Origin of the sequence: Clostridium taeniosporum (genome assembly GCF_001735765.2) — a bacterium.
Taxonomy (GTDB): domain Bacteria; phylum Bacillota; class Clostridia; order Clostridiales; family Clostridiaceae; genus Clostridium; species Clostridium taeniosporum.
This window is the reverse complement of record NZ_CP017253.2, coordinates 2,072,851-2,096,495: the sequence shown is the minus strand read 5'-3', so window position 1 is coordinate 2,096,495 and position 23,645 is coordinate 2,072,851. Positions and strand designations below refer to the sequence as shown.

17 protein-coding genes and 2 pseudogenes are annotated in these 23,645 nt (G+C 26.3%); 18 read left to right on the top strand and 1 reads right to left on the bottom strand.

Annotated elements, in window-relative coordinates; translation table 11 throughout:
* Nucleotides 1-6: 6 nt before the first annotated feature.
* The 10 genes from BGI42_RS09640 to BGI42_RS09595 all read left to right on the top strand — a co-directional run bounded on the left by BGI42_RS09640 (nt 7) and on the right by BGI42_RS09595 (nt 13,410).
* Nucleotides 7-2,364, top strand: a complete 2,358-nt coding sequence (locus BGI42_RS09640; RefSeq protein WP_069680103.1) for an endonuclease MutS2 — start codon at nt 7-9, stop codon at nt 2,362-2,364.
* A gap of 48 nt (nt 2,365-2,412) precedes the next feature.
* On the top strand, nt 2,413-3,144 hold the full coding sequence (locus BGI42_RS09635) for a 2-thiouracil desulfurase family protein (RefSeq protein ID WP_069680102.1): 732 nt from the start codon (nt 2,413-2,415) through the stop codon (nt 3,142-3,144).
* Between the two features lie 163 nt (nt 3,145-3,307).
* A complete protein-coding gene (locus BGI42_RS09630) occupies nt 3,308-5,035 on the top strand; it encodes a phospho-sugar mutase (protein WP_069680101.1) in 1,728 nt (575 codons plus the stop codon).
* Nucleotides 5,036-5,134: 99 nt separating this feature from the next.
* Complete coding sequence (locus tag BGI42_RS09625; protein WP_069680100.1) at nt 5,135-6,223, top strand: tetratricopeptide repeat protein; 1,089 nt, start codon at nt 5,135-5,137, stop codon at nt 6,221-6,223.
* A 573-nt stretch (nt 6,224-6,796) separates the two neighbouring features.
* Nucleotides 6,797-7,507 carry a WecB/TagA/CpsF family glycosyltransferase gene (locus tag BGI42_RS09620; RefSeq protein WP_069680099.1) on the top strand — a complete coding sequence of 237 codons (711 nt, stop codon included), beginning with the start codon at nt 6,797-6,799 and terminating at the stop codon, nt 7,505-7,507.
* Nucleotides 7,508-7,516: 9 nt separating this feature from the next.
* Nucleotides 7,517-9,052, top strand: a complete 1,536-nt coding sequence (gene murJ / locus BGI42_RS09615; protein WP_069680098.1) for a murein biosynthesis integral membrane protein MurJ — start codon at nt 7,517-7,519, stop codon at nt 9,050-9,052.
* Between the two features lie 11 nt (nt 9,053-9,063).
* Nucleotides 9,064-10,347, top strand: a complete 1,284-nt coding sequence (locus BGI42_RS09610; RefSeq protein WP_069680097.1) for a glycosyltransferase family protein — start codon at nt 9,064-9,066, stop codon at nt 10,345-10,347.
* A gap of 5 nt (nt 10,348-10,352) precedes the next feature.
* Nucleotides 10,353-11,510 carry a glycosyltransferase gene (locus tag BGI42_RS09605; protein ID WP_069680096.1) on the top strand — a complete coding sequence of 386 codons (1,158 nt, stop codon included), beginning with the start codon at nt 10,353-10,355 and terminating at the stop codon, nt 11,508-11,510.
* Nucleotides 11,491-12,747, top strand: a complete 1,257-nt coding sequence (locus BGI42_RS09600; RefSeq protein ID WP_069680095.1) for an O-antigen ligase family protein — start codon at nt 11,491-11,493, stop codon at nt 12,745-12,747. The genes BGI42_RS09605 and BGI42_RS09600 overlap by 20 nt, the downstream gene beginning before the upstream one ends.
* A 12-nt stretch (nt 12,748-12,759) precedes the next feature.
* The gene (locus tag BGI42_RS09595; RefSeq protein WP_069680094.1) at nt 12,760-13,410 is read left to right on the top strand and encodes a cyclodeaminase/cyclohydrolase family protein; all 651 of its coding nucleotides are present in this window, start codon (nt 12,760-12,762) and stop codon (nt 13,408-13,410) included.
* A gap of 253 nt (nt 13,411-13,663) precedes the next feature.
* Here the strand turns inward: BGI42_RS09595 and pdaA are convergent, their stop codons facing one another.
* The gene (gene pdaA / locus BGI42_RS09590) at nt 13,664-14,533 is read right to left on the bottom strand and encodes a delta-lactam-biosynthetic de-N-acetylase (protein WP_069680093.1); all 870 of its coding nucleotides are present in this window, start codon (nt 14,531-14,533) and stop codon (nt 13,664-13,666) included.
* Nucleotides 14,534-14,803: 270 nt separating this feature from the next.
* On the opposite strand from pdaA, the gene ychF reads away from it, so the two are divergent.
* From ychF to BGI42_RS09550, 8 genes and pseudogenes are all read left to right on the top strand, one after another.
* Nucleotides 14,804-15,901, top strand: coding sequence for a redox-regulated ATPase YchF (ychF, locus tag BGI42_RS09585; protein ID WP_069680092.1), 1,098 nt, complete (start codon nt 14,804-14,806; stop codon nt 15,899-15,901).
* A 236-nt stretch (nt 15,902-16,137) separates the two neighbouring features.
* Nucleotides 16,138-16,974 carry a TerC/Alx family metal homeostasis membrane protein gene (locus BGI42_RS09580; RefSeq protein ID WP_069680091.1) on the top strand — a complete coding sequence of 279 codons (837 nt, stop codon included), beginning with the start codon at nt 16,138-16,140 and terminating at the stop codon, nt 16,972-16,974.
* Nucleotides 16,975-17,268: 294 nt separating this feature from the next.
* Nucleotides 17,269-18,607 (top strand): annotated as a pseudogene (locus BGI42_RS09575) (FAD-dependent oxidoreductase).
* 226 nt (nt 18,608-18,833) lie between these two features.
* Entirely contained in the window at nt 18,834-19,109 is a 276-nt protein-coding gene (locus BGI42_RS09570) for a hypothetical protein (protein WP_069680089.1), read from the top strand.
* 212 nt (nt 19,110-19,321) lie between these two features.
* Nucleotides 19,322-19,704: pseudogene (locus BGI42_RS09565) on the top strand (division/cell wall cluster transcriptional repressor MraZ).
* A 12-nt stretch (nt 19,705-19,716) separates the two neighbouring features.
* Nucleotides 19,717-20,649, top strand: a complete 933-nt coding sequence (gene rsmH, locus BGI42_RS09560; protein ID WP_069680088.1) for a 16S rRNA (cytosine(1402)-N(4))-methyltransferase RsmH — start codon at nt 19,717-19,719, stop codon at nt 20,647-20,649.
* Nucleotides 20,650-20,686: 37 nt separating this feature from the next.
* Nucleotides 20,687-21,199 (top strand): cell division protein FtsL, encoded by a 513-nt coding sequence (locus BGI42_RS09555; RefSeq protein WP_242984721.1) that lies wholly within the window; start codon nt 20,687-20,689, stop codon nt 21,197-21,199.
* A gap of 150 nt (nt 21,200-21,349) precedes the next feature.
* On the top strand, nt 21,350-23,608 hold the full coding sequence (locus BGI42_RS09550; RefSeq protein ID WP_069680086.1) for a stage V sporulation protein D: 2,259 nt from the start codon (nt 21,350-21,352) through the stop codon (nt 23,606-23,608).
* Nucleotides 23,609-23,645: the final 37 nt, after the last annotated feature.

Sequence of the window (23,645 nt, the reverse complement as noted above, 5' to 3'; positions counted from 1 at the left end):
CTATAAATGAATAAAAGATCTTTAAAAGTTTTAGAATTTAATAAAGTAAAAGAAATATTAAAGAAGTATGCATATAGCAGATCTGCTAAAAAATTAGTAGATGAACTAGTACCTTATGATAATACATATGAAATAAATAATAGATTGGAAGAATCTAACGAAGCACTTGAAATATTGATGAAAAAAGGAAATCCGCCTATAGAAGGACTTTGTGATATTAATGATATACTTCAAAGAGCCAAAAAAGGAGGAACATTAACTCCAGAACAATTATTAAAAGTACTAGGGATGCTTACAGCAACTAGAAAAATGAAAGAATTTTTCAAAAGAGAGGAACAGGAAGAAGCTTTTCCAAGATTAGAAGATTTAACATATATATTAATGCCTATTAATGATTTAGAAAAAGAAATAGAAAGATCTATATTATCAGATGATGAAGTAAGTGATAATGCTAGTACTACATTATATAACATAAGAAGAAGTTTAAAAGAAAAAAATTCTTCTGTTAGAGAGAAGATAAATTCTATAGTTAGAAGTAATTCTAAGTATTTACAAGATTCTTTATATACAATGAGAGGAGACAGATATGTAATTCCAGTAAAAGCAGAATATAAGGGAGCAGTACCTGGACTTGTACACGATCAAAGTTCAACTGGTGCTACTCTTTTTATAGAGCCAATGGGATTAGTTAATTTAAATAATGAAATAAAAGAACTTATGCTTAAAGAAAAGGCTGAAATAGATAGAATACTTGCAGCATTATCATTAAAAGTAAAGATGAGCTCAGATCATTGTGAAAGCAATTTTAAGATACTTACAAATTTAGATTTTATTTTTTCAAAAGGAAAGTATGCATGTGAATTAAATGCTACAAAACCAGCTGTTAGAGAAGATGGAATATTTAATATAATGTCTGGTAGACATCCATTAATTGAAAAAGATAAAGTTGTACCTTTAGGTGTAAACTTAGGTGATGATTTTGATACTTTAATGATAACAGGACCTAATACAGGTGGTAAAACTGTCACACTAAAAACTGTAGGTTTACTTCATATAATGGCACTAAGTGGTCTTCTTATACCTGCAAGCGCTAATTCATCTATATCATTTTTTAAAGAAATATTTGCAGATATAGGAGATGAACAAAGTATAGAACAAAGTTTATCTACTTTCTCGTCTCATTTAACTAACATAGTAAATATTATGGAATATGATAATAGGCAATCACTTATTTTATTTGATGAATTAGGTGGAGGGACTGATCCAGCAGAGGGTGCAGCACTTGCAATGGCTATTATAGAAAATTTAAGTAGTAAGGGTGCAAAATTAATAGCAACAACTCACTATAGTGAATTAAAAGCATATGCATTAAAAACAGATAGGGTTGAAAATGCATCAGTTGAATTTGATATTAATACCTTAAGACCTACTTACAGATTATTAATTGGTATTCCAGGAAAATCTAATGCTTTTGAAATTTCAAAAAGAATAGGATTAGATAAAGATGTTATAGAATGTGCTAAAAAGTATATGTCTAAAGAAAATTTAGAATTTGAAGGTTTAATAAGAGATCTTCAAGAAAAGAGTATTATTGCAAAAAAAGATGCAAGAGATGCAAAAATAATTAGAGAAGAAGCAGATGAATTAAAGAAAAAATATGAGCAAAAACTTGAAAGGCTTGAAAAAGTTAAGGATAAAGCTTATATGGATGCAAGAGAAGAGGCTAAAAAGATAATTGCTGATGCAAAAGAAGAAGCAGATGATATATTAAAGGCAATGAGAGAACTTGAAAAAATGGGTATAGCAAGTGGTGGAAGACAAAGATTAGAAGACGAACGTAAAAAACTTAAAGATAGTTTAGAAGAAAAAGAAAAAAATCTTTATAAAATGAAAGAAAATGATGGTGAAGTAATTGAAAAAGTAAAGCTAGGAATGGAAGCATTTTTACCATCACTAAATCAAAATGTTGTAGTAATTTCTATGCCTGATAATAAGGGCGAAGTACAAGTTGAAGCTGGAATTATGAAAGTTTCAGTTAAATTAAAAGATTTAAGAAAAACTAAACAATCTAAAGTTGAAAAAGTAAAGAAAAAAAGAGAATTAAAATTACATTTTAGTAAAGTTGAAAGTCGTATAGATTTAAGAGGGTTAGATGCAGAAGAGGCTTGTTATAGAGTAGATAAATATTTAGATGATGCTTATATGGGTAATCTAGGAGAAGTAACAATAGTTCATGGAAAAGGTACAGGAATACTTAGAAAAGCTATAAATGACATGCTTAAGAGACATGTTCATGTTAAAAGTTATAGATTAGGTGGCTATGGTGAAGGTGGAAATGGTGCAACAATAGTTGAACTAAAATAAGGTCATGTTAATTAAAAAATAAATATGATGAAATTTTGAGGTGAGCACATGTATATTATAAGTGCATGTTTATGTGGAGTTAACTGTAAATATAATGGTGAAAATAATTTAAATGAAAAGTGTATGGATTTATTTAGAAAAGGAAAAGCTATTTTAGTATGTCCAGAACAACTTGGAGGATTAAGTACTCCAAGAACACCAGTGGAGTTAAAATCTTCAGCTTGTGATATATTGAGTGGAAATGGAATTGCTATTACAAAAGATGGTATAGATGTTACAGAAAAATTCGTAAAAGGAGCTTATGAAACATTAAAAATTGCTAAAGAAGCAGGAGCGGCAAAAGCTATATTAAAAGAAAAGAGCCCATCATGTGGGGTGAATAAAGTATATGATGGTACTTTTAATGGTAATAAGATTTATGGAATAGGGATCACGGCTTATTTATTAAAAAAAGAAGGAATAGAAGTATTTTCAGAAGAAGATATAGAACCTAATGATGAAAAATTAGTATATTTAGATGAATATTTTAAGAATAAGTTAAAAAGAAGGAAATTTTTAGAATTAGATGATGATGAATTTTATTATGATGAAGCATTAGATTTAACTGAATGTATAGATGATGTTTCGGATTTGCCAGAAAGGGTTAAAAACAATGTAAAAAGGCTTGTGATATCTTTAGCAGAAGATCTTCTTGGATTTGTTGAATTAGATGAGATATCAGAAGCCACAGGTTTATCTATAGATGAAATAGTAAAAATAAAAAATGAATGTGAGAAATAAACATTCTAGTAATTGGAAAAATTTATTCAAAAATACTATAAAATATTAAAAAAGTATTTTTAAATAAGGATAAGTATTGTATAATAATAGAAGTATTAAGTAAAATTTTGTTAAGTCGGTATAAATGTTTAGCTAATGATTTATACAATGGGAGGGAATATATATGAACTACAAAGAAAAATACGATTTGTGGCTTAATTCAGAAAGTATAAATGAGGAGACAAAGAATGAATTAAAAGCTGTAAGTGATGAAAAAGAAATAGAAGACAGATTTTATAAAGATTTAGAATTTGGTACAGGTGGATTAAGAGGTGTGATTGGAGCAGGAAGCAATAGAATGAATGTGTATACTATTTCAAAAGCTACTCAAGGATTTGCTAATTATTTAAATGAAAACTTTAATAAACCAGCAGTTGCTATTGCATATGATTCTAGAAATATGTCAAAAGAATTTGCAAAGGCGGCAGCACTTACATTGTGTGCAAATGATGTAAAAGTATACTTATATGAAAGTTTAAGACCAACTCCAATGTTATCTTTTGCTACAAGAGAATTAAAATGTAGTGGAGGAATAGTTATAACTGCTTCACATAATCCAAAACAATATAATGGATATAAAGTATATGATGAATTTGGAGGACAAGTTACAGATGCTAAAGCTAATAAGATAATAACTTGTGTTAATGCAATAGAAGATTTTTCACAAATAAAATCTATAGATGAAAAGATTGCTTTAGAAAAGAGCTTACTAAATTATGTTGGTGAAGAATTAGATAAGATATATATGGAAAAAGTAAAATCATTAACAATAAGAAAAGATTTAGTTGATAAAAAAGCAGAAGATTTAAATGTTATATATACTCCTATACATGGTTCTGGTAATATTCCAGTTAGAAGAGTATTAAAAGAATTAGGTTATAAAAATGTAGAGGTTGTTAAAGAACAAGAAGAACCAAACGGTAATTTTCCAACTGCTTCTTATCCTAATCCAGAAAATCCAGATGTATTTGAGTTAGCTTTAAATATGGCTAAAAATACAAATCCAGATATAATATTTGGAACAGATCCAGATTGCGATAGAATAGGCGTTGTTGTAAAAGACAGCAAAGGAGAATATAAAGTTTTAACTGGTAATCAAACAGGTTTATTATTAACTCATTATATATTAAGTTCATTAAAAGAAACAAATAAATTACCTGAAAATGGAGTAGTTATTAAAACAATAGTAACTACAGAAGGTGCAAAAGCCATTGCTGATGATTTTAATATTAAAATTTTAGATGTGTTAACTGGATTCAAATATATAGGAGAGAAAATAAGAGAATTTAAAGAATCAGGAGAATATACTTATTTATTTGGATTTGAAGAAAGTTATGGATATCTTGGGGGAGATTTTGTTCGTGATAAGGATGCAGTAATAGCTTCAATGCTAGTATGTGAAATGTGTTTATATTATAAAGAACATGGCAAGAGTTTATATGATGCATTAATAGAATTATATGAAAAGTATGGATATTTCAAAGAAACTCTTGTATCTTTAGAGTTAGCAGGAAAAGAAGGACAAGAAAAAATAGCTTCTTGTATAGATGCTATGAGAAATAGTAATATAAAAGATGTTAATAATGTAAAAGTTGTTAGAAAATTGGATTATAAATTAAGCATAGATAAAGATTTAATAAAAGAAAGTAAAGCATCAATCAATTTACCAAAATCTAATGTATTAAAATTTATACTTGAAGATGATTCTTATTTTGTAGTAAGACCTTCAGGAACTGAACCTAAAATGAAAGTTTACTTAGCTATTAAAGGAAATAGCTTAGATGACGCAGAAAAACAAATATCAGAATTTAAAGAAAATGTTATGAACTTAATTAATGAGAAATTAAACTAAATTAATTCTACAAATAAGCTGTTTTAAGTGATATAATAATCACTTAAGACAGCTTTTGTTCTTAAATACTATCAAGATAAATTTAGGTGGTGTAACGTAATGGATTATAAAACAATGTTAAAAGAAAAATTAGGCAAAATATTATTTTTAGAAATGGATATAGACGGTTTTAAGAAAACTATAAATATTCCTGAATATGTAACATTTAAAAATAAGGATTTATATATGCCTATAAGTTCAGAATATATAACATCTAATGTTAATGATGAAATAAAAATGAAAAATTTACCTATATATTATTTTATTGAGGGTATGTTTATATGTTTTGCTTGTGATGAAAAATTAAGATTCAATGATGATTATGGCGTTATTTTAACATATATCCCTAATGCAGAAGAGTCTACAAAGGGACTTATAGCAAATAGGATTAAAGAGGATAGATTAGAAGATGCATATGTATTATTAAAAGGATTGTATAAATATAATAGGGAAGAAGAAGTATTTAAAAATTTATTATTAACTGGAGAAGCTATAAGAGAGAAAAATTCGGAATTTAAATCTGTATTAAGTGAAGATATTGAGGAAGGAAAAATTAAATTTAAGAATATGCCTGAACCATATTTATATAATGCACTTATTTTAAGAGATGATGGTGACTTTATAAATGCTAAAGAAGAAATAAATGCTTATTTAAATAAAGGTGGAGTAAAGACTGAAGATATAGAGCAAATAATTAATGATATTAATAATGTAAGTCAATATGAAAAAGCAATAGAACTTTTAAATGAAAAGCCAGAAAAAGCAATACAAATGTTATTACCATTAGTTGATCAATTTGAAGAGAATCCACTTTTATATTATTATTTAGCTGTTGGATATAGAAATTTAGAAAACTATGAAAAAGCTATATATTATTTAAATCAAAGTATAAGTATTGAATCAGGAATATTAGAAGTAGTAAATGAACTTGGTATAAATTATGCTTGTCTTGGAAATCATGAAGAAGCAATAAAATACTTTAAAAAGGCATTTGAAGCGTCAAAAGATGTTGAAATTTGCACGAATATAACAATGTGCTATATGAATTTAGGAGACAATGAACAAGCAAAACTTCATTTAGAAATTGCTAAAAAATTAAATCCAGAAGATGAAATTGTAAATCAATTAGAAAAAGTTTTAAGTAAGTAGTTAAATTTAGAGTTAATAAAAAATGAAAACAAGAAAATTATATTAAGAGCTTGCAGACCCTATAAAAATTAATTTTATAGGGTCTGTTTTAAATATAAAAGGCTAAATATAAAATTTAGATTCTTACTTGAAAATTCTAAAAGCCAATTACAATATCATTTTGTCTATTGCATATATCAACATATATTTAAAAGTTTTCATAATAAAAATTATTAAAAAGTAAATTAATTAGTATTATTTATTTTAAAAAATTAATATTTTAATACATAAAAAGGATTTTATTATATGATATAATAGTTTAATCAATGATAAATATTTGATTTTTGAAAATATTGAGTAATGAAAGGAGAAACTACTTTTAATTATATTTAGTAAAATAAGTTGGGAATTGAAAGTGGAAAGTGTAGAGTTAAGGAAAAAATTTCTAATGGAAGTTTAAACTATATATTTATTTATAAAGTCCGTAAGGACTTTTAACCAAAACTCTCAACTGTTAATTTTCAATTTTTAACTAACAAAGCTTGGCGTAGCCACTTTGTTTTTTTGAATATTGTTATTTAAGTAGCGAATTTTATGTTTATAGATATACTTGGTTTTAAAATATTTAATGACAGTAAAGAAGAATTAATAAAATACATAGAAAAATTTGAAAAGATAAATCTTATATCAGGAAACCCAGAAATTTTATTTAATGGTTTAAATGATAAATTACTTAATAAATGCTTTAAAAATGATAATTCTGTTATTATTCCGGATGGGGTAGGAACAGTGATTGCTTCTAGGCTTTTAAAAAATCCAGTAAAAGAGAAAATAGCTGGAATAGAAGTTATGAAAGAACTTTTAAAAAAAGCTAATTTAGAGAATAAATCTATTTATTTATTAGGTGCTAAAGAAGAAGTAATTCAAAAATGTGCACAAAATATAGAAAATGAGTTTAATAATTTAAATATATGTGGTTTACATAATGGATATTTTGATTTGAATAATTGTAACAGCATAATAAAAGAAATACAAGAAAAAAAACCTTGGGCAATATTTATTGCTATGGGATGTCCAAGACAAGAATATTTTATTGAAAAATATATAAATAAATTACCTTGTAAAATATTTATGGGAGTTGGAGGCAGTTTTGATATATTTTCAGGAATGTCTAAAAGAGCACCTAGATGGATGATAAGCTTAGGACTTGAATGGCTTTATAGAGTAATTAAAGAGCCGTGGAGAATAAAGAGACTTACATCTATACCTAAATTTTTAGTAAAGGTATTAAAATATAATAGCTAGGTGATAAATATGAAGAAAAATACTTTATTAAAATCTACTTTAATAATAATGATCGTATCATGTATAAGTAGAATTATAGGTTTTGTTAGAGATATGCTTATTGCAAATAATTTTGGAGCTGGTATGTATACAGATGCATATAATATAGCAGTTACTGTTCCAGAAACAATATTTATGCTTATAGGGCTTGCGATTTCCACATCATTTTTACCGGTACTTAGCAAGATAAAAGCAGAAAAAGGCATCAAAAAAATGTATGATTTTGCAAATAATATGATAAATATATTATTTATTATTTCACTTTTGTTTTTTGTTGTAACTAGTATTTTTTCAAAAGAAATAGTTATGGTTTTAGGAACAGGATTTGATGCTGAAACAACTATCTTAGCAACAAGATTAACTAGAATAACATTAATTAACTTATTGTTTATGTCCATAAATGCTTGTTTTACATCATTACTACAAGTAAATGAAGATTTTATTATACCATCAGTATTAGGATTATTCTTTAATTTACCTATGATATTATATTTACTATTTTTTAGAAGCTATGATATTATTGGATTAACAATAGCAAATGTTATAGGAAATTTTTTTAGAGTAATTATTCAAATTCCTTCTTTAGTTTCACATGGATATAAATATAAATTCTTTGTTAATTTAAAAGATGAAGGGATCAGAGCTATTTTAATATTAATAATTCCAGTAATTATAGCAGCAGGAGCTAATTCTTTAAATATGGTAGTAGATAAGAGGATTGCATCATCATTAGAAATTGGATCTATTTCTGCATTAGGTTATGCAGAAAAGCTTATATTTTTTATAAATAGCATAATAACAACATCAATATCAAGTGTTGCATATCCTATGATGGCTAATGCTATAAATGAAAAAAGAATACATGAGTTTATAGAATTATTAAAGAAATCTATTATATATTTAGCTTTGGTTTTAATACCAATTACAGTTGGAGTTATAATATTTAGAAAAGATATAGTAAGTATTATATATGAAAGAGGAAAATTTACCGAATATGCTGTAAATTTAACCACTTCAGCTTTGCTTGGATATACATTTGGAATATTTTTTACTGGAATGAGAGATATATTAAATTCAACATTATTTTCTATGGGAAAGACAAAGATTACAACTCTAAATGGAATTATTGGAGTTATTATAAATATATGTTTAAGTATAATTTTATCTAAAACTATTGGAATATCAGGAGTAGCATTAGCATCTTCAATAGCAATGTTTATAACTTCTATTTTGTTATTTAGGAATATTACAAATTTAGAACACAATTTTAATTATAAAAAATTATTTATTAAAATATTTAAGATAATTGCTAATTCAATTTTAATGGGATTAATTATTATTTTATTTATAAAATTTGTGGAAGGAAAGATTCCGCAAATAATCATTATAATTTTAGGTACTGCTATTGGTATTATAGCTTATTTCTCTTTATGTAATTTATTTAATATAAAAGAGGTACAAGAGATGAAGGAGTTAGCTTTAAGCAAAGTAGCAAAGAAAAAATAATAGGAGGAAATATGAAAATATTATTTATAGCTTGTTATTCTCCACTAATAAATAATTCAGCTGCAATAGAAACTTTGCAGTATTTAAATAAATTAAGTGAAATTCCAGGTAATGAGATACATTTATTAACTGTGAATTTTCCTAAAAATTCAATATATTATGATGAATATTTATTTTCTATGATGGATAGTAAAATAAAATGTCATCTAATTGATGGTGGGATAATATTTAAAAAACTTATGCCTAGAAAAAAATTAAAAATTCATACAAATAAAGAGTCAATAAAAAATAGAAAGATTCTAAGAAAGATTAAAAATGCACTTGTAATACCTGATATGTATTATGGTTGGGCTAAGAAGGCAGCAAAATATGGGATTAATTTAATGGAAAAAGAAAGTTTTAATGTTATATTTTCAATGCATGAACCACCATCTTCTCATTTATGTGCTTATTATATAAAGAAAAAATTTAAGAATGTACCATGGATTACATATTGGAGTGATCCTTGGCTTAAAGATTCAACTCGTCAAAATTCTTTTGTACTAAAAAAAATCATTGAAAAAAGGATGGAGAAGAATGTAGTTGAATTAGCAGATAAATTTATTTTTGTAACTGAAGAAAATAAGAAAGACTATTTAAATGAATATAAAAATATTAGATTAAAAAATAACTTTACTTATATATTAAATAGAGGATTTGATAAGGAATTATATAATAAACTATCACTAGAAGAAGTACCAACACTTATAGATTCTAACAAAATTAACATGGTTTATACGGGAGAAATATTTACTAAATTAAGAAATATAAATCCGTTTATAGAAGCATTAGAAGAAATAAGAAAAGAAAATAAAGAGGATTATAATTTACTTAATATTTTATTTTTTGGAAATATAGATGATATTGAAGTTAAAAAAAGATTGAGTAGTTTAAATATAGTGAAAGTTTCATCTAGAATACCTTTTAATGAAGCGCTTAAATATATGTTGAATTCTGAAGTTTTACTTTTATTTGGTAATAAGAACTCTAAGCAGATACCAGCAAAGATATATGATTACTTTGGTACAAAGGCAAAGATATTTGTTATTTATGGTGATAGTAATGATCCAATTAAAGACATGGTTAACAAACATAGTAAATGCGTTACAAGTAAAAATTCTGTTAATGAAATTAAAGAGAGTGTTTATAAATTAATTGATTTATATAAGAATGATAGTATAAAAACAGTACCAGATTACAAATATGAATGGAACAGCATAGTTAAAAAATTAAATACTATATTAGAAGAGAAGTGATTTAAATGCATATTATGGTAATACCATCGTGGTATTCATCACCTAGAAATAAAGTTCATGGTAGTTTTTTTAAAGAACAATTTAAGGCACTAGCTAATAGTGGTGAAAAAATAACAGTTGCTTATAATGAAATTTGGCCAATTACTTTATTTGGAAAGATAAAAGAAAAGAGAAAAATCAATTTTAGTATAGAAGAGAATCTTAGAACTTATAGATATAAGGATTTTAATTATTTTCCTAAGAATCCTTTAATGTTTAAAAGTTTTAATAAAAGAATGGATGAACTATATAAAGAAATAATAAAAAAAGAAGGAAAAGTTGATTTAATACATGCACATTCTGCAATGTGGGGTGGAATTGCAGCTTCGTATATAAGCAAAAAATATAATATACCACTGGTTATTACAGAACATTCATCATTAAAGTATGCCAAATATTTAAAAGATAGTTATAGAAAATATATTTATGAAGCATACAAAGAATGTGATATCCTAGTGGCTGTAGGAAATGGTTTAAAAAAAGAACTTAATGAATATGCAGATAGAGATATAGAAGTTATTCATAACATGGTTGATTTATCTTTATTTGATAAAGAAAGGAATTCAATAAAAGAAAATGATAAATTTATCTTTTTTTCGTGTGCATTTCTTGAAGAAGGAAAGGGTATGGAATTACTTATAGAATCATTTAAAGAGGCTTTTTTTAATAAGAATGTTTTACTTAGAATAGGTGGAGATGGATCTAGAAAAGTTTTTCTAGAAGAGTTAGCTAAGAATATAGGAATAGAGAAACAAGTTATATTTTTAGGAGCATTATCTAGAGAAGAAGTAGCAGAAGAAATGAAAAAATGTGATGCTTTTGCATTACCTTCAGAGCATGAGACCTTTGGAGTTGTTTATATAGAGGCGTTAGCGTGTGGAAAGCCTGTTATAGGTGCTAAAAATGGAGGAGCTGAAGACATAATAAATAATCAAAATGGAATTATTATTGAAAAAAACAATTTAAATGAATTAATAAATGCTTTAAAATATATTAAGTACAATTATAAAATTTACAATGAAGATAATATTAGAAAAATGACAATTAGAAATTATTCAGGAGAATTACTAGTGAATAAGTTAAAAGGAGTGTATAAAAAAGCAAATGAAGAACATTTTGAGTAAGATGTATAGTTTTATAGATAATAGATTATATTTTAGGTTATTATATATAGTAGTTAGTTTAGGATTTGCCACAATTTTTTTATATATTCCAACAATACAAGGTGTTCCAGTAGTTAAAAAGTTAAATAATATTGTTTTGGCATGGGGACTTTTATTAATACTTATTATGATTTTTAAAGATTATAAAACAAGGAAAATATATAAATTTGATATTCCGTTAATTGTATTTGTAATTTTTACTTTAATACTTAACATATTTTTTTATAGGAATATGGAGAATATTAAAGCATGGATAGTTAATTTAATGATCTTTACATCCATATATACAATAGATGTATTTAAAAGTAAGAGGCAAAATATAAAAGAAGTTAGTATAATATCTTATTTTTATATTATATTAATGTTGCCATTATCAATAGTTTCATTATATGTAGATTACAAGAAAATAACTATAAAAGAAGTTGATATGGTATTTGGAACGGGTAGATCATTTGGTATTTTTGTAAATCAAAATGCATTGTCGATAGCTGCAGGATTAGCAGTAATATTAAGTATATACTTAATATTAAAAAGTAATAACTTTAAAATTAAAATATTATTATTTTTAAATCTTATTATACAAGGTGTTACCATGGTAAAAGCAAATGGAAGAAGTTCATATTTGCTTATAATAGCTATGATATACTTGTTCATTTTTGTATATTTAAGGAATAAATATTTAAGAATAGCATTATTAATAGTACCTGTTTTATGTTCAAGTGTATTATTAACTTTTAATGAGGATAGATTACATGGTTTTACAAGTGGGAGAAATATTTTATGGAAATCAGCTAGTATAGTAATCAAAGATAATCTCATGCTTGGAGTTGGAAAGTCAAATTTAATAGAGAGTGTGAGAAATGCGAGAACAGTAGTATATTTACCAGGGATAGAATATGGTGGATTGCATAATATTTATCTTCAAATTGCTACTGTAAATGGAATTCTTTCATTGATATTAATGTTAACATTTTTAATAAGTATAATGGTATTTATAATAAGAAAATTAGATAAACTAAAGAGAAAAGAAAAATTTCACATGACTGTAATATCTTCTATGTTACTTGGAATATTAGCAGTTAATATGTTTGAGAGTAATTTAGTTTATATAATAAGTTTTATATCTATTATGTTTTGGATATATCTTGGTTATATAATATCCATATTGGATAATAAAAATATAAGCAATAATAATTAAGGGGGACTTTTAATGGAATTTTACAAGCAAACAATTAAAGAATTTATTGAAGATGTAGAAAGTGACAAAGCATCACCAGGTGGTGGAAGTGTAGCAGGATTAATAGGTGCATTATCAGGTGCATTAAATTCAATGGTCTATTCTTTAACAATTGGTAAAAAGAAATATGAAGAGTTAGATGAAGAGACTAAAACAATGATAAATAGTTTTAGAGAAAAGTCTAAAGAATTTACATATAGAAGTTTAGAGCTGATGGAAGAAGACAGAAATGGATTCTTAAAGTTAATGGAGTGTTATAAACTTCCTAAAGATACAGAGGAAGAAAAACTTAATAGAAGCAATTCTATTAAGGAAGGTACAAAAGAAGCTATGATGCCACCGTTAAAATTAGCTAGAGAATCTTTTGCATTTTATGAAAATTTATATGTTATGAATAAATATGGGAATAAAATGCTTTTATCAGACTTAGGTATGTCAGCAATATTATTACATTGTACTATAGAAAGTGCTGTAATGAATGTAAAAGTTAATTTAAATGCTTTAAGATATGATGAAAAATTCTTTAATCAAATAAAAGAAGAATTAGACATTTTACTTAATAAATCTAAGAATAAAAAAGATGAAATTGTAAATCAAGTAAATTCAGTTATATTTCAAGAGTAAATATTAAACAGAAAAGAGACTATGCATAATTTATTTTTATGTATAGTCCTTTTATATATCTAAATAGCATTGTTTAAGAATAGTTTAAATATTTTAGGCACATTCAAATAAACAACTAGTTAGTATAATAGTTTATTTTGTAAACTACTTCTTCATTAGAACCTACTAATAGCATAACTATTAGCAGAATTCAAGTTATTGTATTTTACAAAATATCAGTCATATCTTTTACTTGTTATTTATTTTATATGCCTTACTCTGTTGGAAGTTCATTTAATGGTTTAAATTCATATCCTTCATCTTGTAATGTTTTTATAACAGTATCTAATATTTTTGCATTTGTATCTGATACCGCATGAAGTAACATTACACATCCAGGATGAGCTCCATTAGTTATTTTATTTATTGCAAAACTTTCAGCAGGTTGATTTTTAACTAACCAATCTTTATAAGCAAAACTCCAAAATATAGATTTATATCCTAAGTCTTTTGTCATTTTTAGAGATTCTTCTGAATACTTGCCCATTGGAGGTCTAAAATATTTTGGCATATCTTTTCCAATGATTTCTTTATAAGCTTCTTCAACTTCAGTAAATTCAGCTTCAAATTTTGTTTTATCATGAATTGATGGCATAGAAGGGTGATGAGATGAATGATTACATACTAAATGTCCTTCATCAACCATTCTCTTGATTAAATCTGGTTCCTTTTCAATATAGGGTTTAACTACAAAAAAAGCAGCTGGAACTTTTAGCTCTTTTAGTGTATCTAGTATTTTTGAAGTATTACCATTTTCATATCCTTCATCAAAAGTAAGATATATTACTTTTTTAGAGGTATCTCCTAAAAAGTAGCCATTATTTTCTTTTAAAAAGTCTAATGATTCCTTTGGACCTTCAGCCACATTGTCTTTACCTTTTCCTACATAATACCAATTAAGTTCTCCTTTATTTGAAAAGAAGGAAAATATATCAGTAACTATATTTTTTTCGAATTCTATAAATTCCTCTTTTTTATTGTCTTTTGAATCTTTAGGTGTGGCATTAATAGGTATTACAAAAGAATTTATAGTTAATACTGAAATTAGTAAACTTAATATTAAATTTTTATAATATTTTTTCAAAACTTCACCTTCCATCTTAGATTATTTGTTTTAATATGCCTGTCATTAAAAATAAACAAAAACATTGGCATAAATATTATTTGTATCTTAGGATATTATTAATCATGGAAATTTATATAAAATCAAATAATACATAAATTTAGAATAAGGCACATTTAAATAAATATATGTAAACAGAAACTTTTAAGAATATATATTTAGTTGAAATCAAAGACTTTCTAGAGTATAATTTTTAAAGGTGTATTAAATGTTAGAAAGGACTGTACATAAATGAAGTTAGGAATTGTAGGATTACCCAATGTAGGTAAAAGTACATTGTTTAATGCAATAACAAAAGCTGGAGCAGAATCAGCTAATTACCCATTCTGTACAATTGAACCAAATGTTGGAGTAGTTAGTGTTCCAGATAAAAGATTAGATGTTTTAGAAGAAATGTATAACACAAAGAAAAAAATATATACAGCAATAGAATTCTATGATATAGCAGGGTTAGTTAAAGGAGCTTCAAAAGGTGAAGGTTTAGGAAATAAATTCTTAGCTAATATTAGAGAAGTTGCAGCAATAGTTCATGTTGTAAGATGTTTTGATGATGAAAATGTTGTTCATGTTGAAGGTAGTGTTAATCCAATTAGAGATATTGAAACTATAAACTTAGAATTAATATTCTCAGACTTAGAAGTTTTAGAAAGAAGAATGGAAAAAGCTATGAAGCTTGTAAGATCAGGTGATAAAACTGCTAAGTTTGAATATGGTATTATGGAAAGAATAAAAGTTCAATTAGAAGCTAATAAGCCAGCAAGAACTTTAGAATTTACTGATGAAGAGAAAGTTTTTGTAAAAGGATTATTTTTAATTACTTCAAAGCCTGTTTTATATGCTTGTAACATTTCTGAAGATGATGTTATGGAAGGAAACTTCGAAAATGAATATGTAAAAACAGTAAAAGAATACGCAGTATCTGAAAATTCAGAAGTAATAGTTGTAAGTGCTAAGATAGAAGAAGAAGTATCTGGATTAGAAGAAGAAGAAAAAAATGAAATGTTAAGAGAATATGGATTAGAAGAATCTGGACTTGATAAGTTAATTCAAGCAAGCTATAAATTATTAGGACTTATGAGTTTCTTAACAGCTGGAGTTCAAGAAGTTAGAGCTTGGACTATAAAAAGAGGGACTAAAGCGCCACAAGCTGCTGGTAAAATTCATACTGACATTGAAAGAGGATTTATCAGAGCTGAGGTTGTTGGATATGATGATTTAGTTGAATGCGGATCAGAAGCGGTAGCTAAAGAAAAAGGTAAGTTTAGACTTGAAGGAAAAGATTACATAATGCAAGATGGAGATGTAGTTAATTTTAGATTTAATGTGTAATATAATTTTTTTATAGAACCCTTTAGAGGGTTCTTTTTTTATGCTCAGACCAGTTAGGCATAATAAAAAAAATAATCATATGATATATCATTATTTCTGCACTATGTTTGGAAAAGGTACATGGGAAAAAATCTACGCTCCACAGTGTGGCCTTGGCGATTTTTTTATTATGTAAGGATATATTCTAAGTAAAAATAATATATATACTTTAAGACTATTAATTAAGGAGTTATTTTATGGAAACAAAAAAATCATTACGTAATTTAAGTTTTTGGATAATTTTATCTATAATATTTAATTTATTTATTTTTTATTTTAAAGGAGAAAATGCGGCAGTTGAATATTTTGGAGGCTACATAATAGAAATGTCTTTAAGTTTAGATAATTTATTTTTATTTTTAATGATATTTTCTAGTTTTGGAATACTAGAAGAATATCAAGAGAGAGTTTTACTATATGGGGTAATTGGTGCTATGGTGCTTCGACTTATATTTATTTTACTTGGAGTTACTATAGTAAATAAATTTCATTGGGTTCTTTATATTTTTGGAGTTGTATTGCTAATTAGTGGATTTAAAATGTTATTTTCTAAAGATAATAATGTACAATTTCATGATAATTTTGCTGTTAAATTACTAAGAAAAGTTATGCCTGTGAGTAATACTATACACAATAATAAGTTTTTTGAGAGAAGAAATAGAGTTTTATATGCCACACCATTATTCGTTGTTTTAATTGTAATAGAATTTTCAGATATAATTTTTGCTTTAGATTCTATACCAGCAATATTTTCTATAACTACAGATACATTCATAGTTTATATATCAAATATATTTGCTATATTAGGATTAAGAAGTATGTACTATGTACTAGCTAAAATGAATAGTATGTTCAGATTTATGAAGTATGGAGTTGCATTTATATTAATGTTTACAGGAATAAAACTTACAATAACGCATTTTGGAATAGAACTTTCAGTATTAAATTCAGTGCTAATAATAATGATTATACTGCTTACAAGCATTTTGTTATCGTTATTATTTGATGGTAATAAAAAAGAAAATAGATGTTAATTAAGGCGCATTAAAATAAATAACTAGCCAGTATGCTAGTTTATTTTGTGAACTACTTCTTCCTTGGAACTTTACTAATAGCACAACTATTAGTAGAATCCAAGTCATTGTATTTCACAAAATATCCGTGGTATATTTGACTTGTTATTTATTTTCATATATCTAACAAAACTGCATATAATAAAAAATATTTAAAATATTATTTACCTTTTGGAAAATAAGTAGTATTATATATTAAAAGATAATAATTATTAAAAAATATATAATATTTTAAAATAGGTAGGAGAGATATAAATGAAAGTTATTGTAATAGGATGTACTCATGCAGGAACAGCTTCAATTGTTAATTTAAAAGAACGTTATCCTGAATGTGAGATAACTGTTTATGAAAGAAATGATAATATATCATTTTTATCATGTGGTATTGCATTAAGTATAGGTGGTGTTGTTACTGAAACAGAAAAACTTTTTTTACAACTCACCAAAAAACTTAAAATCTCTTGGAATTACAACTAATATGAAACATGAGGTTCTAGATGTAGATTTTGATAGCAAAAAGATCAAAGTTAAAAATTTAGACACAAAGGAGATTTTTGAAGATACTTATGATAAATTAGTTTTAACTTTAGGATCTTGGCCAATAGTACCTAAATTTGAAGGCGGAGAATTAGAAAATATCGTTCTATGTAAAAATTATAATCATGCAAAGATTATTAAAGAAAAATGTAAGAATGCTAAAAATGTAGTAATAATTGGAGCAGGATATATTGGAGTAGAGCTTGCAGAAGCTTTTGAAATGCAAAATAAAAATGTAACATTAATTGATGCTGAGAAAAGAATAATGGCAAAATATTTAGATAAAGAATTTACAGAAATAGCAGAGTCAGAATTTAAAGATAATAATGTAAATTTAGTTTTGGGAGAAAAAGTAAAATGTTTTAAAGGTAAGGATAATAAAGTAACTCATGTATTAACTGATAATGGAATTTATGAAGGTGATTTAGTTATACTGTGTATAGGATTTGCTCCTAGTACTTCATTAATAAAAGGAAAGCTAGAAACATTACCTAATGGAGCAATAATAATAGATGAGTATATGAGAACAAGTAGAGAAGATGTTTTTGCAGCTGGTGATTGCTGTGTAGTAAAATATAATCCGGCAGGTGATACAAGATATATTCCATTAGCAACAAATGCAGTTAGAATGGGAACTCTTATAGCTATGAATATAGAAAAGCCTATATTGAAATATATGGGTACTCAAGGTACATCAGGTATAAAAATATATGAAAAATGCATAGCTTCAACTGGACTTACAGAAGAAGTGGCACAGAGCACAACTAAATTTAATGTAGACTCAGTATTAATTAAAGATAATTATAGACCAGAGTTTATGCCCACATTCGAAGAAGCAAGTTTAAAACTAGTTTTTGATAAAGAAACTAGAAGAGTACTTGGTGGTCAAATAATATCAAATATAGATTTAACACAATTTATGAATACACTTTCAGTAGTTATTCAAAATAACATGACAATAGAGGAGCTTGCTATGACAGATTTCTTTTTCCAACCACATTTCAATAAACCGTGGAGTTTACTAAATATGGCGGCTTTAGAAGCTATAAAAAAATAATTTTAAAAAGTATAAGCAATATTTAACATATTGCTTATACTTTTTTTATATATAGATTAAATTAAAATTTTTAAAACTTGGAAAATTAAATCAAAATATATTTAAAAATATATACAATTAAGTAGTAGTTCTAAAAATAAATAAAAAATTTTTATTTATTTAAGATACTTTTAATTAAATTTAAATAAATATATATTAAATAGAAATAATTTTTGGGAGAAGTTTTATGAATTTAGTATTAGTATTTTTAATTACATCAATAATTGTTTGGAAAAGTATATATACTATTAAGTTAATTGTAAAATTTACGATAGAAAGAAATAAAAGAGAAAAGTATATTAATATAGTTTTATTTAATGTATATATAATATATTTTTATTTTTTGTATAAAGCTGCTACAAATTCATTAAAATCTCCACTTGAGGGACCGATTTGGTTAATATTGTTATTTATATTTCTTTTATTTGGGAACTTAATATACGATTTTAGAAAATGGAAATAAAAGTTAAATATTTTGTTATTCATTTAAAAAATTTAATTAAATTTAAAAAGACATAAGTATTTTAGCAGGAATTATAATATTTATATAGAATAAATATTATAAAGTGGTTTAAAATGGATTGAAATAGAGTTTAAATTGCTGTAAATTATTAAGGTGAGGATAAATTAATGTTTATTGGAGAATATCAGCATTCATTTGATTTTTAAAATAGAATAATTATTCTAGCAAAACTTAGAGAGAATTTAAGTGATAAGCTCAGAATAACAAAAGGTCTTGATGAATGCATTTATGTCTATACAACTAACGAGTGAGAAAATTAAGAAGATAAACTTAGAATTTTGCCCTTACCAAATAGAGATGCAAGAGCATTTGTAAAATTCTTTTTTTCTGGTACATGTATAGTAGAATTAGATAGCAAGGAAGAGGATTAATTCCATAAAACTTAAGAGAATATGCAGGTATAGAAAAGGACATAGTAAGTATAGGGGGATTATATAGAGCAGATATTTAGAGCAGGAGAAAATGAAGTAATTATAATGAATCAGATATAGATTATGATTTGATTACAGAGAAAATGAATGATTTAGAAATGTAAGGAGTTTTTAATATGGAATTTAAACATATTTCGGTTTTGTTAAATGAATGCTTAGATGCATTAAATATAAAGGAAGATGGAATTTATGTTGATTGTACATTAGGTGGTGCAGGACATTCATCTCATATATTAGAACGTTTATCAAAAGATGGTTTATTAATAGGAATAGACCAAGATAAAGATGCTTTAAGAGCAGCTAAGGAAAGATTGAAAAGGTTTGAGAATGTAAAATATGTTCATAGTAATTTTTATGATATCGATAATATTCTTCAAAACTTAGACATACCTAAAGTGGATGGAATACTGATGGATCTTGGAGTATCATCTTATCAGTTAGATGAAGGTGAAAGAGGTTTTAGTTATATGAAAGATGCATCTTTAGATATGAGAATGAATAGAGATAATGATTTTTCTGCTTATGAAGTAGTTAATGAATATAGTGAAGAAGAGTTATATAAGATAATAAAAGATTATGGTGAAGAGAGATTCGCTAAAAGAATTGCTAATTTTATAGTAAATAGAAGAATGGAAACACCTATAAAAACTACCATGGAATTGGTTGACATAATTAAAGCAGCTATTCCAGCAAAAGCTAGACGAGAAGGACCACATCCAGCAAAAAGAACCTTCCAAGCTATAAGAATAGAGGTGAATTCTGAACTTAGGATACTTAATAAAACCATTGAAGATGGTGTGAAAAGATTGAATAAAGGCGGAAGAATGGCTATAATTACATTCCATTCTTTAGAGGATAGAATAGTTAAGTTAAAATTTAGAGAACTTAATGATCCATGTACATGTCCTAAAGAATTCCCAATGTGTATTTGCGGAAAAAAACCTATTGTTAAGTTAGTATCTAGAAAAGGAATTGCACCTAGCAAAGAAGAAGTAGAAGAAAATCCAAGAAGTAGAAGTGCAAAACTTAGAGTTATTGAGAAGTTATAGAATTTAATTTTTATTATGTTATAAATTAAGCGGGGATGTGAATAAATTGCAAGTAAAAGAATATGATTATATTAAAGGTAGTACAGCAGTAAACCCATCAAGAAAAAGCACAATACGTAGGCCGAAGAAAAGTAAACAAAATTTACGAAAAGTTAAAAAGAACAAAAGTATTAAAATAAAAAATGAAAAAGTAGAAGCGCGAAAAAGTACTCTTATAATATCTATATTAATAGTTTCACTAGGTCTTATGACTATTGCAGGAGATACTAAAGTATATAGTATGCAAAAAAATTTAGGGAAAATAAATGGGAAAATTAATAATGCTCAAGAAACAAACGAAGCATTAAAAGTTAAACTTTTAAAATTTGGATCTCTACAAAATATACAAGAAACTTCAGAAAAGCAATTATCAATGTCAATGCCGACTAAAGATGACATAGTAAAGGTAGATTTTTCTGAAAATTATTTTGCAAATATAGAAAAGAATACTGCTACAGAAATTAATAAAAAGCAAGGATTTTTGTCTAAAATTTTGGATAAATTTAGATAATTACTTTTTAGAGTTTAAATAATGAGTGATAAAGTTTAATTGTTTAATAGCTTCATATTTTTAGATAAAAGTTTTTTACTTACTTAAAAACAAATTTAATTGGGTTAAGAAACTTAATCTAATAGAAATTATATGGAGGAGTTATCAATAGTGAAAAAACTAAATTATAAAGATAGAGCAAAAATGCGCAAAAGAATGGCAATAGTTGTTGCAGGATTAAGTTGTGTATTTTTAGTGTTGAGTATTAGACTATCTTATATAATGATAGCTAAGAGACAAGAATATGCAGCAAGAGCTGAAGAACAATGGACAAGTGAAGTAAAAATAGATGCAAGAAGAGGAAGAATATTAGACAGAAATGGGAAAGAATTGGCGGTTTCTGCTAATGTATATAGAGTTGATTTCGATTTAAACTCTATAAGATCATATTTAAAACAAGATTTAACTGAAAAGAAAATAAAAAATCTTAATAGTATAGGAATTACAGTAAAGCCAGGTCAAGAACGTTTAACTACTGCTGATATTGCTCCTGTTATTGCAAAAGCTCTAGATTTAGAAACTGAAAAGGTAAAAGAAAAATTAGAAACTAAACTTCCAAGTGGAGCAGATGCAGGATCAGCAACTCTTATAAGAAGAATTGAAAAAGATGCTGCTGATAGAGTTAGAGACTTAAAGATTAGCGGTGTTTTAGTATCACCAGATACTAAGAGATACTATCCTAACAATAACTTTTTAGCACATGTTCTTGGAAGTACTAATGTTGATGGTCAAGGGTTAACTGGAATAGAAGTACAATATAATAGCTATTTATCTGGAGTCCCTGGAATGAAAATTTCAGAGCTAGATAGAAATAGTGGAGAACTACCTTATACAATATCACAATTCACACCCCCAGTAGATGGAAAAGATATAACTTTAACAATTGATGAAAATATTCAATTTTTTGCAGAAAAAGCAGCTGAGCAGGCATATGAAGATAATAAAGCTAAAGCAGTATCTATATTAGTTATGGATCCAAAGAATGGAGAAGTTTTAGCCATGGTTAATAAGCCAGACTTTAATCCTAATAATCCATTTGAAGGAACAGAAAATTTTGATGGTGTAAATGAAAGCGACAGATTACAAAAAATGTGGAGGAACAGGCTTGTAAATGATACATTTGAACCAGGTTCGATTTTTAAGGTAATAACGGCAATTACTGGATTAGAAGAAAATATTGTTAATGCTAATACTGATTTTACATGTAGTGGTGGTTTACATTTTGGAAATAGATATATAAAATGTTGGAAAACACAAGGTCATGGAGCTGAAAAGTTTCCAGATATAATTCAAAATTCATGTAATGTTGGATTTATGAAGCTTGGAGATATGATAGGAAAAGAAAAATTATGTGAATATATTGATAAGTTTGGATTTGGAAAGGTAAGTGGTATTGATTTACCAGGAGAAGCTAAAGGGATTGTTAAAAAGGTTGATAAAATTTCTGAAACAGATTTGGCTACCATAGCTTTTGGACAAACTAATACTGTAAATTCAGTTCAATATATGACTGCATTTAATGCTGTTGCAAATGGTGGCCAATTAATACAACCCCATGTTATGAGAGAAATTACTCATGATGAGAAGAATGGAGTTAAAATAGTTGATGAATCATTTAATCCAAAAACAACTACAGTAGCAAGTAAGGAAAAAACAGCTGAACTTAGAGGATATCTTGAAAGAGTTGTAACAGGTGGCTCTGGTAAAGGAACTTTTATAGAAGGATATCATATAGGAGGAAAAACAGGAACGGCTCAAAAAGTAAATCCTGAAAATGGTACCTATGCTTCAGGAAAATATATATCATCTTTTGTTGGTATGGCACCAGTAGATGATCCTAAAGTTACAGTCATGGTAACAATAGATGAACCAAGCAATGGTACATACTATGCAGGTCAAGTATGTACACCACCAGCAAAAATGTTATTTACTGATATATTTAATTATTTAGACAGTAAGTTTGCTGATGAGAATTTAAGTCAAATATCTAGAGATGCTATTATTCCAGAAGTAAGAGGAATGAAGGTTGAAGAAGCAAAGAAAATATTAAAAGAGTCTAAGTTGAATTTTTCAATAGATGAATCAGGGGATACTGTTGTAGATATGAAGCCATATCCAGGATATGCAGTAAAGGAAGAATCTGAAATAAATCTTTACACAGGAAGCAGTGGGTCTTATAATAAAAATGTTGTAATGCCTGATGTAAGAGGATACTCTAAAGATGATGCTAATCAGTTATTAAATAGTATTGGAATAAAACCTATCTTCCAAGGTGATGGTATGGTAATAGAACAAAATATTAATCCAGGAGAAGTTATAACTAAGGGAGCATCAATTAAATTAACTTTAAATTCAGATTATAAAGACTAATTAGAATACTTAAGTTAAATTTTAGCATGTGGGTTTT

Bases quoted from the DNA above. Each gene is read 5' to 3' on its own strand.
- BGI42_RS09640 (WP_069680103.1), top strand. From the start codon at position 7: ATGAATAAAAGATCTTTAAAAGTTTTAGAATTTAATAAAGTAAAAGAA.
- BGI42_RS09635 (WP_069680102.1), top strand. From the start codon at position 2,413: ATGTATATTATAAGTGCATGTTTATGTGGAGTTAACTGTAAATATAAT.
- BGI42_RS09630 (WP_069680101.1), top strand. From the start codon at position 3,308: ATGAACTACAAAGAAAAATACGATTTGTGGCTTAATTCAGAAAGTATA.
- BGI42_RS09625 (WP_069680100.1), top strand. From the start codon at position 5,135: ATGGATTATAAAACAATGTTAAAAGAAAAATTAGGCAAAATATTATTT.
- BGI42_RS09620 (WP_069680099.1), top strand. From the start codon at position 6,797: ATGTTTATAGATATACTTGGTTTTAAAATATTTAATGACAGTAAAGAA.
- murJ (WP_069680098.1), top strand. From the start codon at position 7,517: ATGAAGAAAAATACTTTATTAAAATCTACTTTAATAATAATGATCGTA.
- BGI42_RS09610 (WP_069680097.1), top strand. From the start codon at position 9,064: ATGAAAATATTATTTATAGCTTGTTATTCTCCACTAATAAATAATTCA.
- BGI42_RS09605 (WP_069680096.1), top strand. From the start codon at position 10,353: ATGCATATTATGGTAATACCATCGTGGTATTCATCACCTAGAAATAAA.
- BGI42_RS09600 (WP_069680095.1), top strand. From the start codon at position 11,491: ATGAAGAACATTTTGAGTAAGATGTATAGTTTTATAGATAATAGATTA.
- BGI42_RS09595 (WP_069680094.1), top strand. From the start codon at position 12,760: ATGGAATTTTACAAGCAAACAATTAAAGAATTTATTGAAGATGTAGAA.
- ychF (WP_069680092.1), top strand. From the start codon at position 14,804: ATGAAGTTAGGAATTGTAGGATTACCCAATGTAGGTAAAAGTACATTG.
- BGI42_RS09580 (WP_069680091.1), top strand. From the start codon at position 16,138: ATGGAAACAAAAAAATCATTACGTAATTTAAGTTTTTGGATAATTTTA.
- BGI42_RS09570 (WP_069680089.1), top strand. From the start codon at position 18,834: ATGAATTTAGTATTAGTATTTTTAATTACATCAATAATTGTTTGGAAA.
- rsmH (WP_069680088.1), top strand. From the start codon at position 19,717: ATGGAATTTAAACATATTTCGGTTTTGTTAAATGAATGCTTAGATGCA.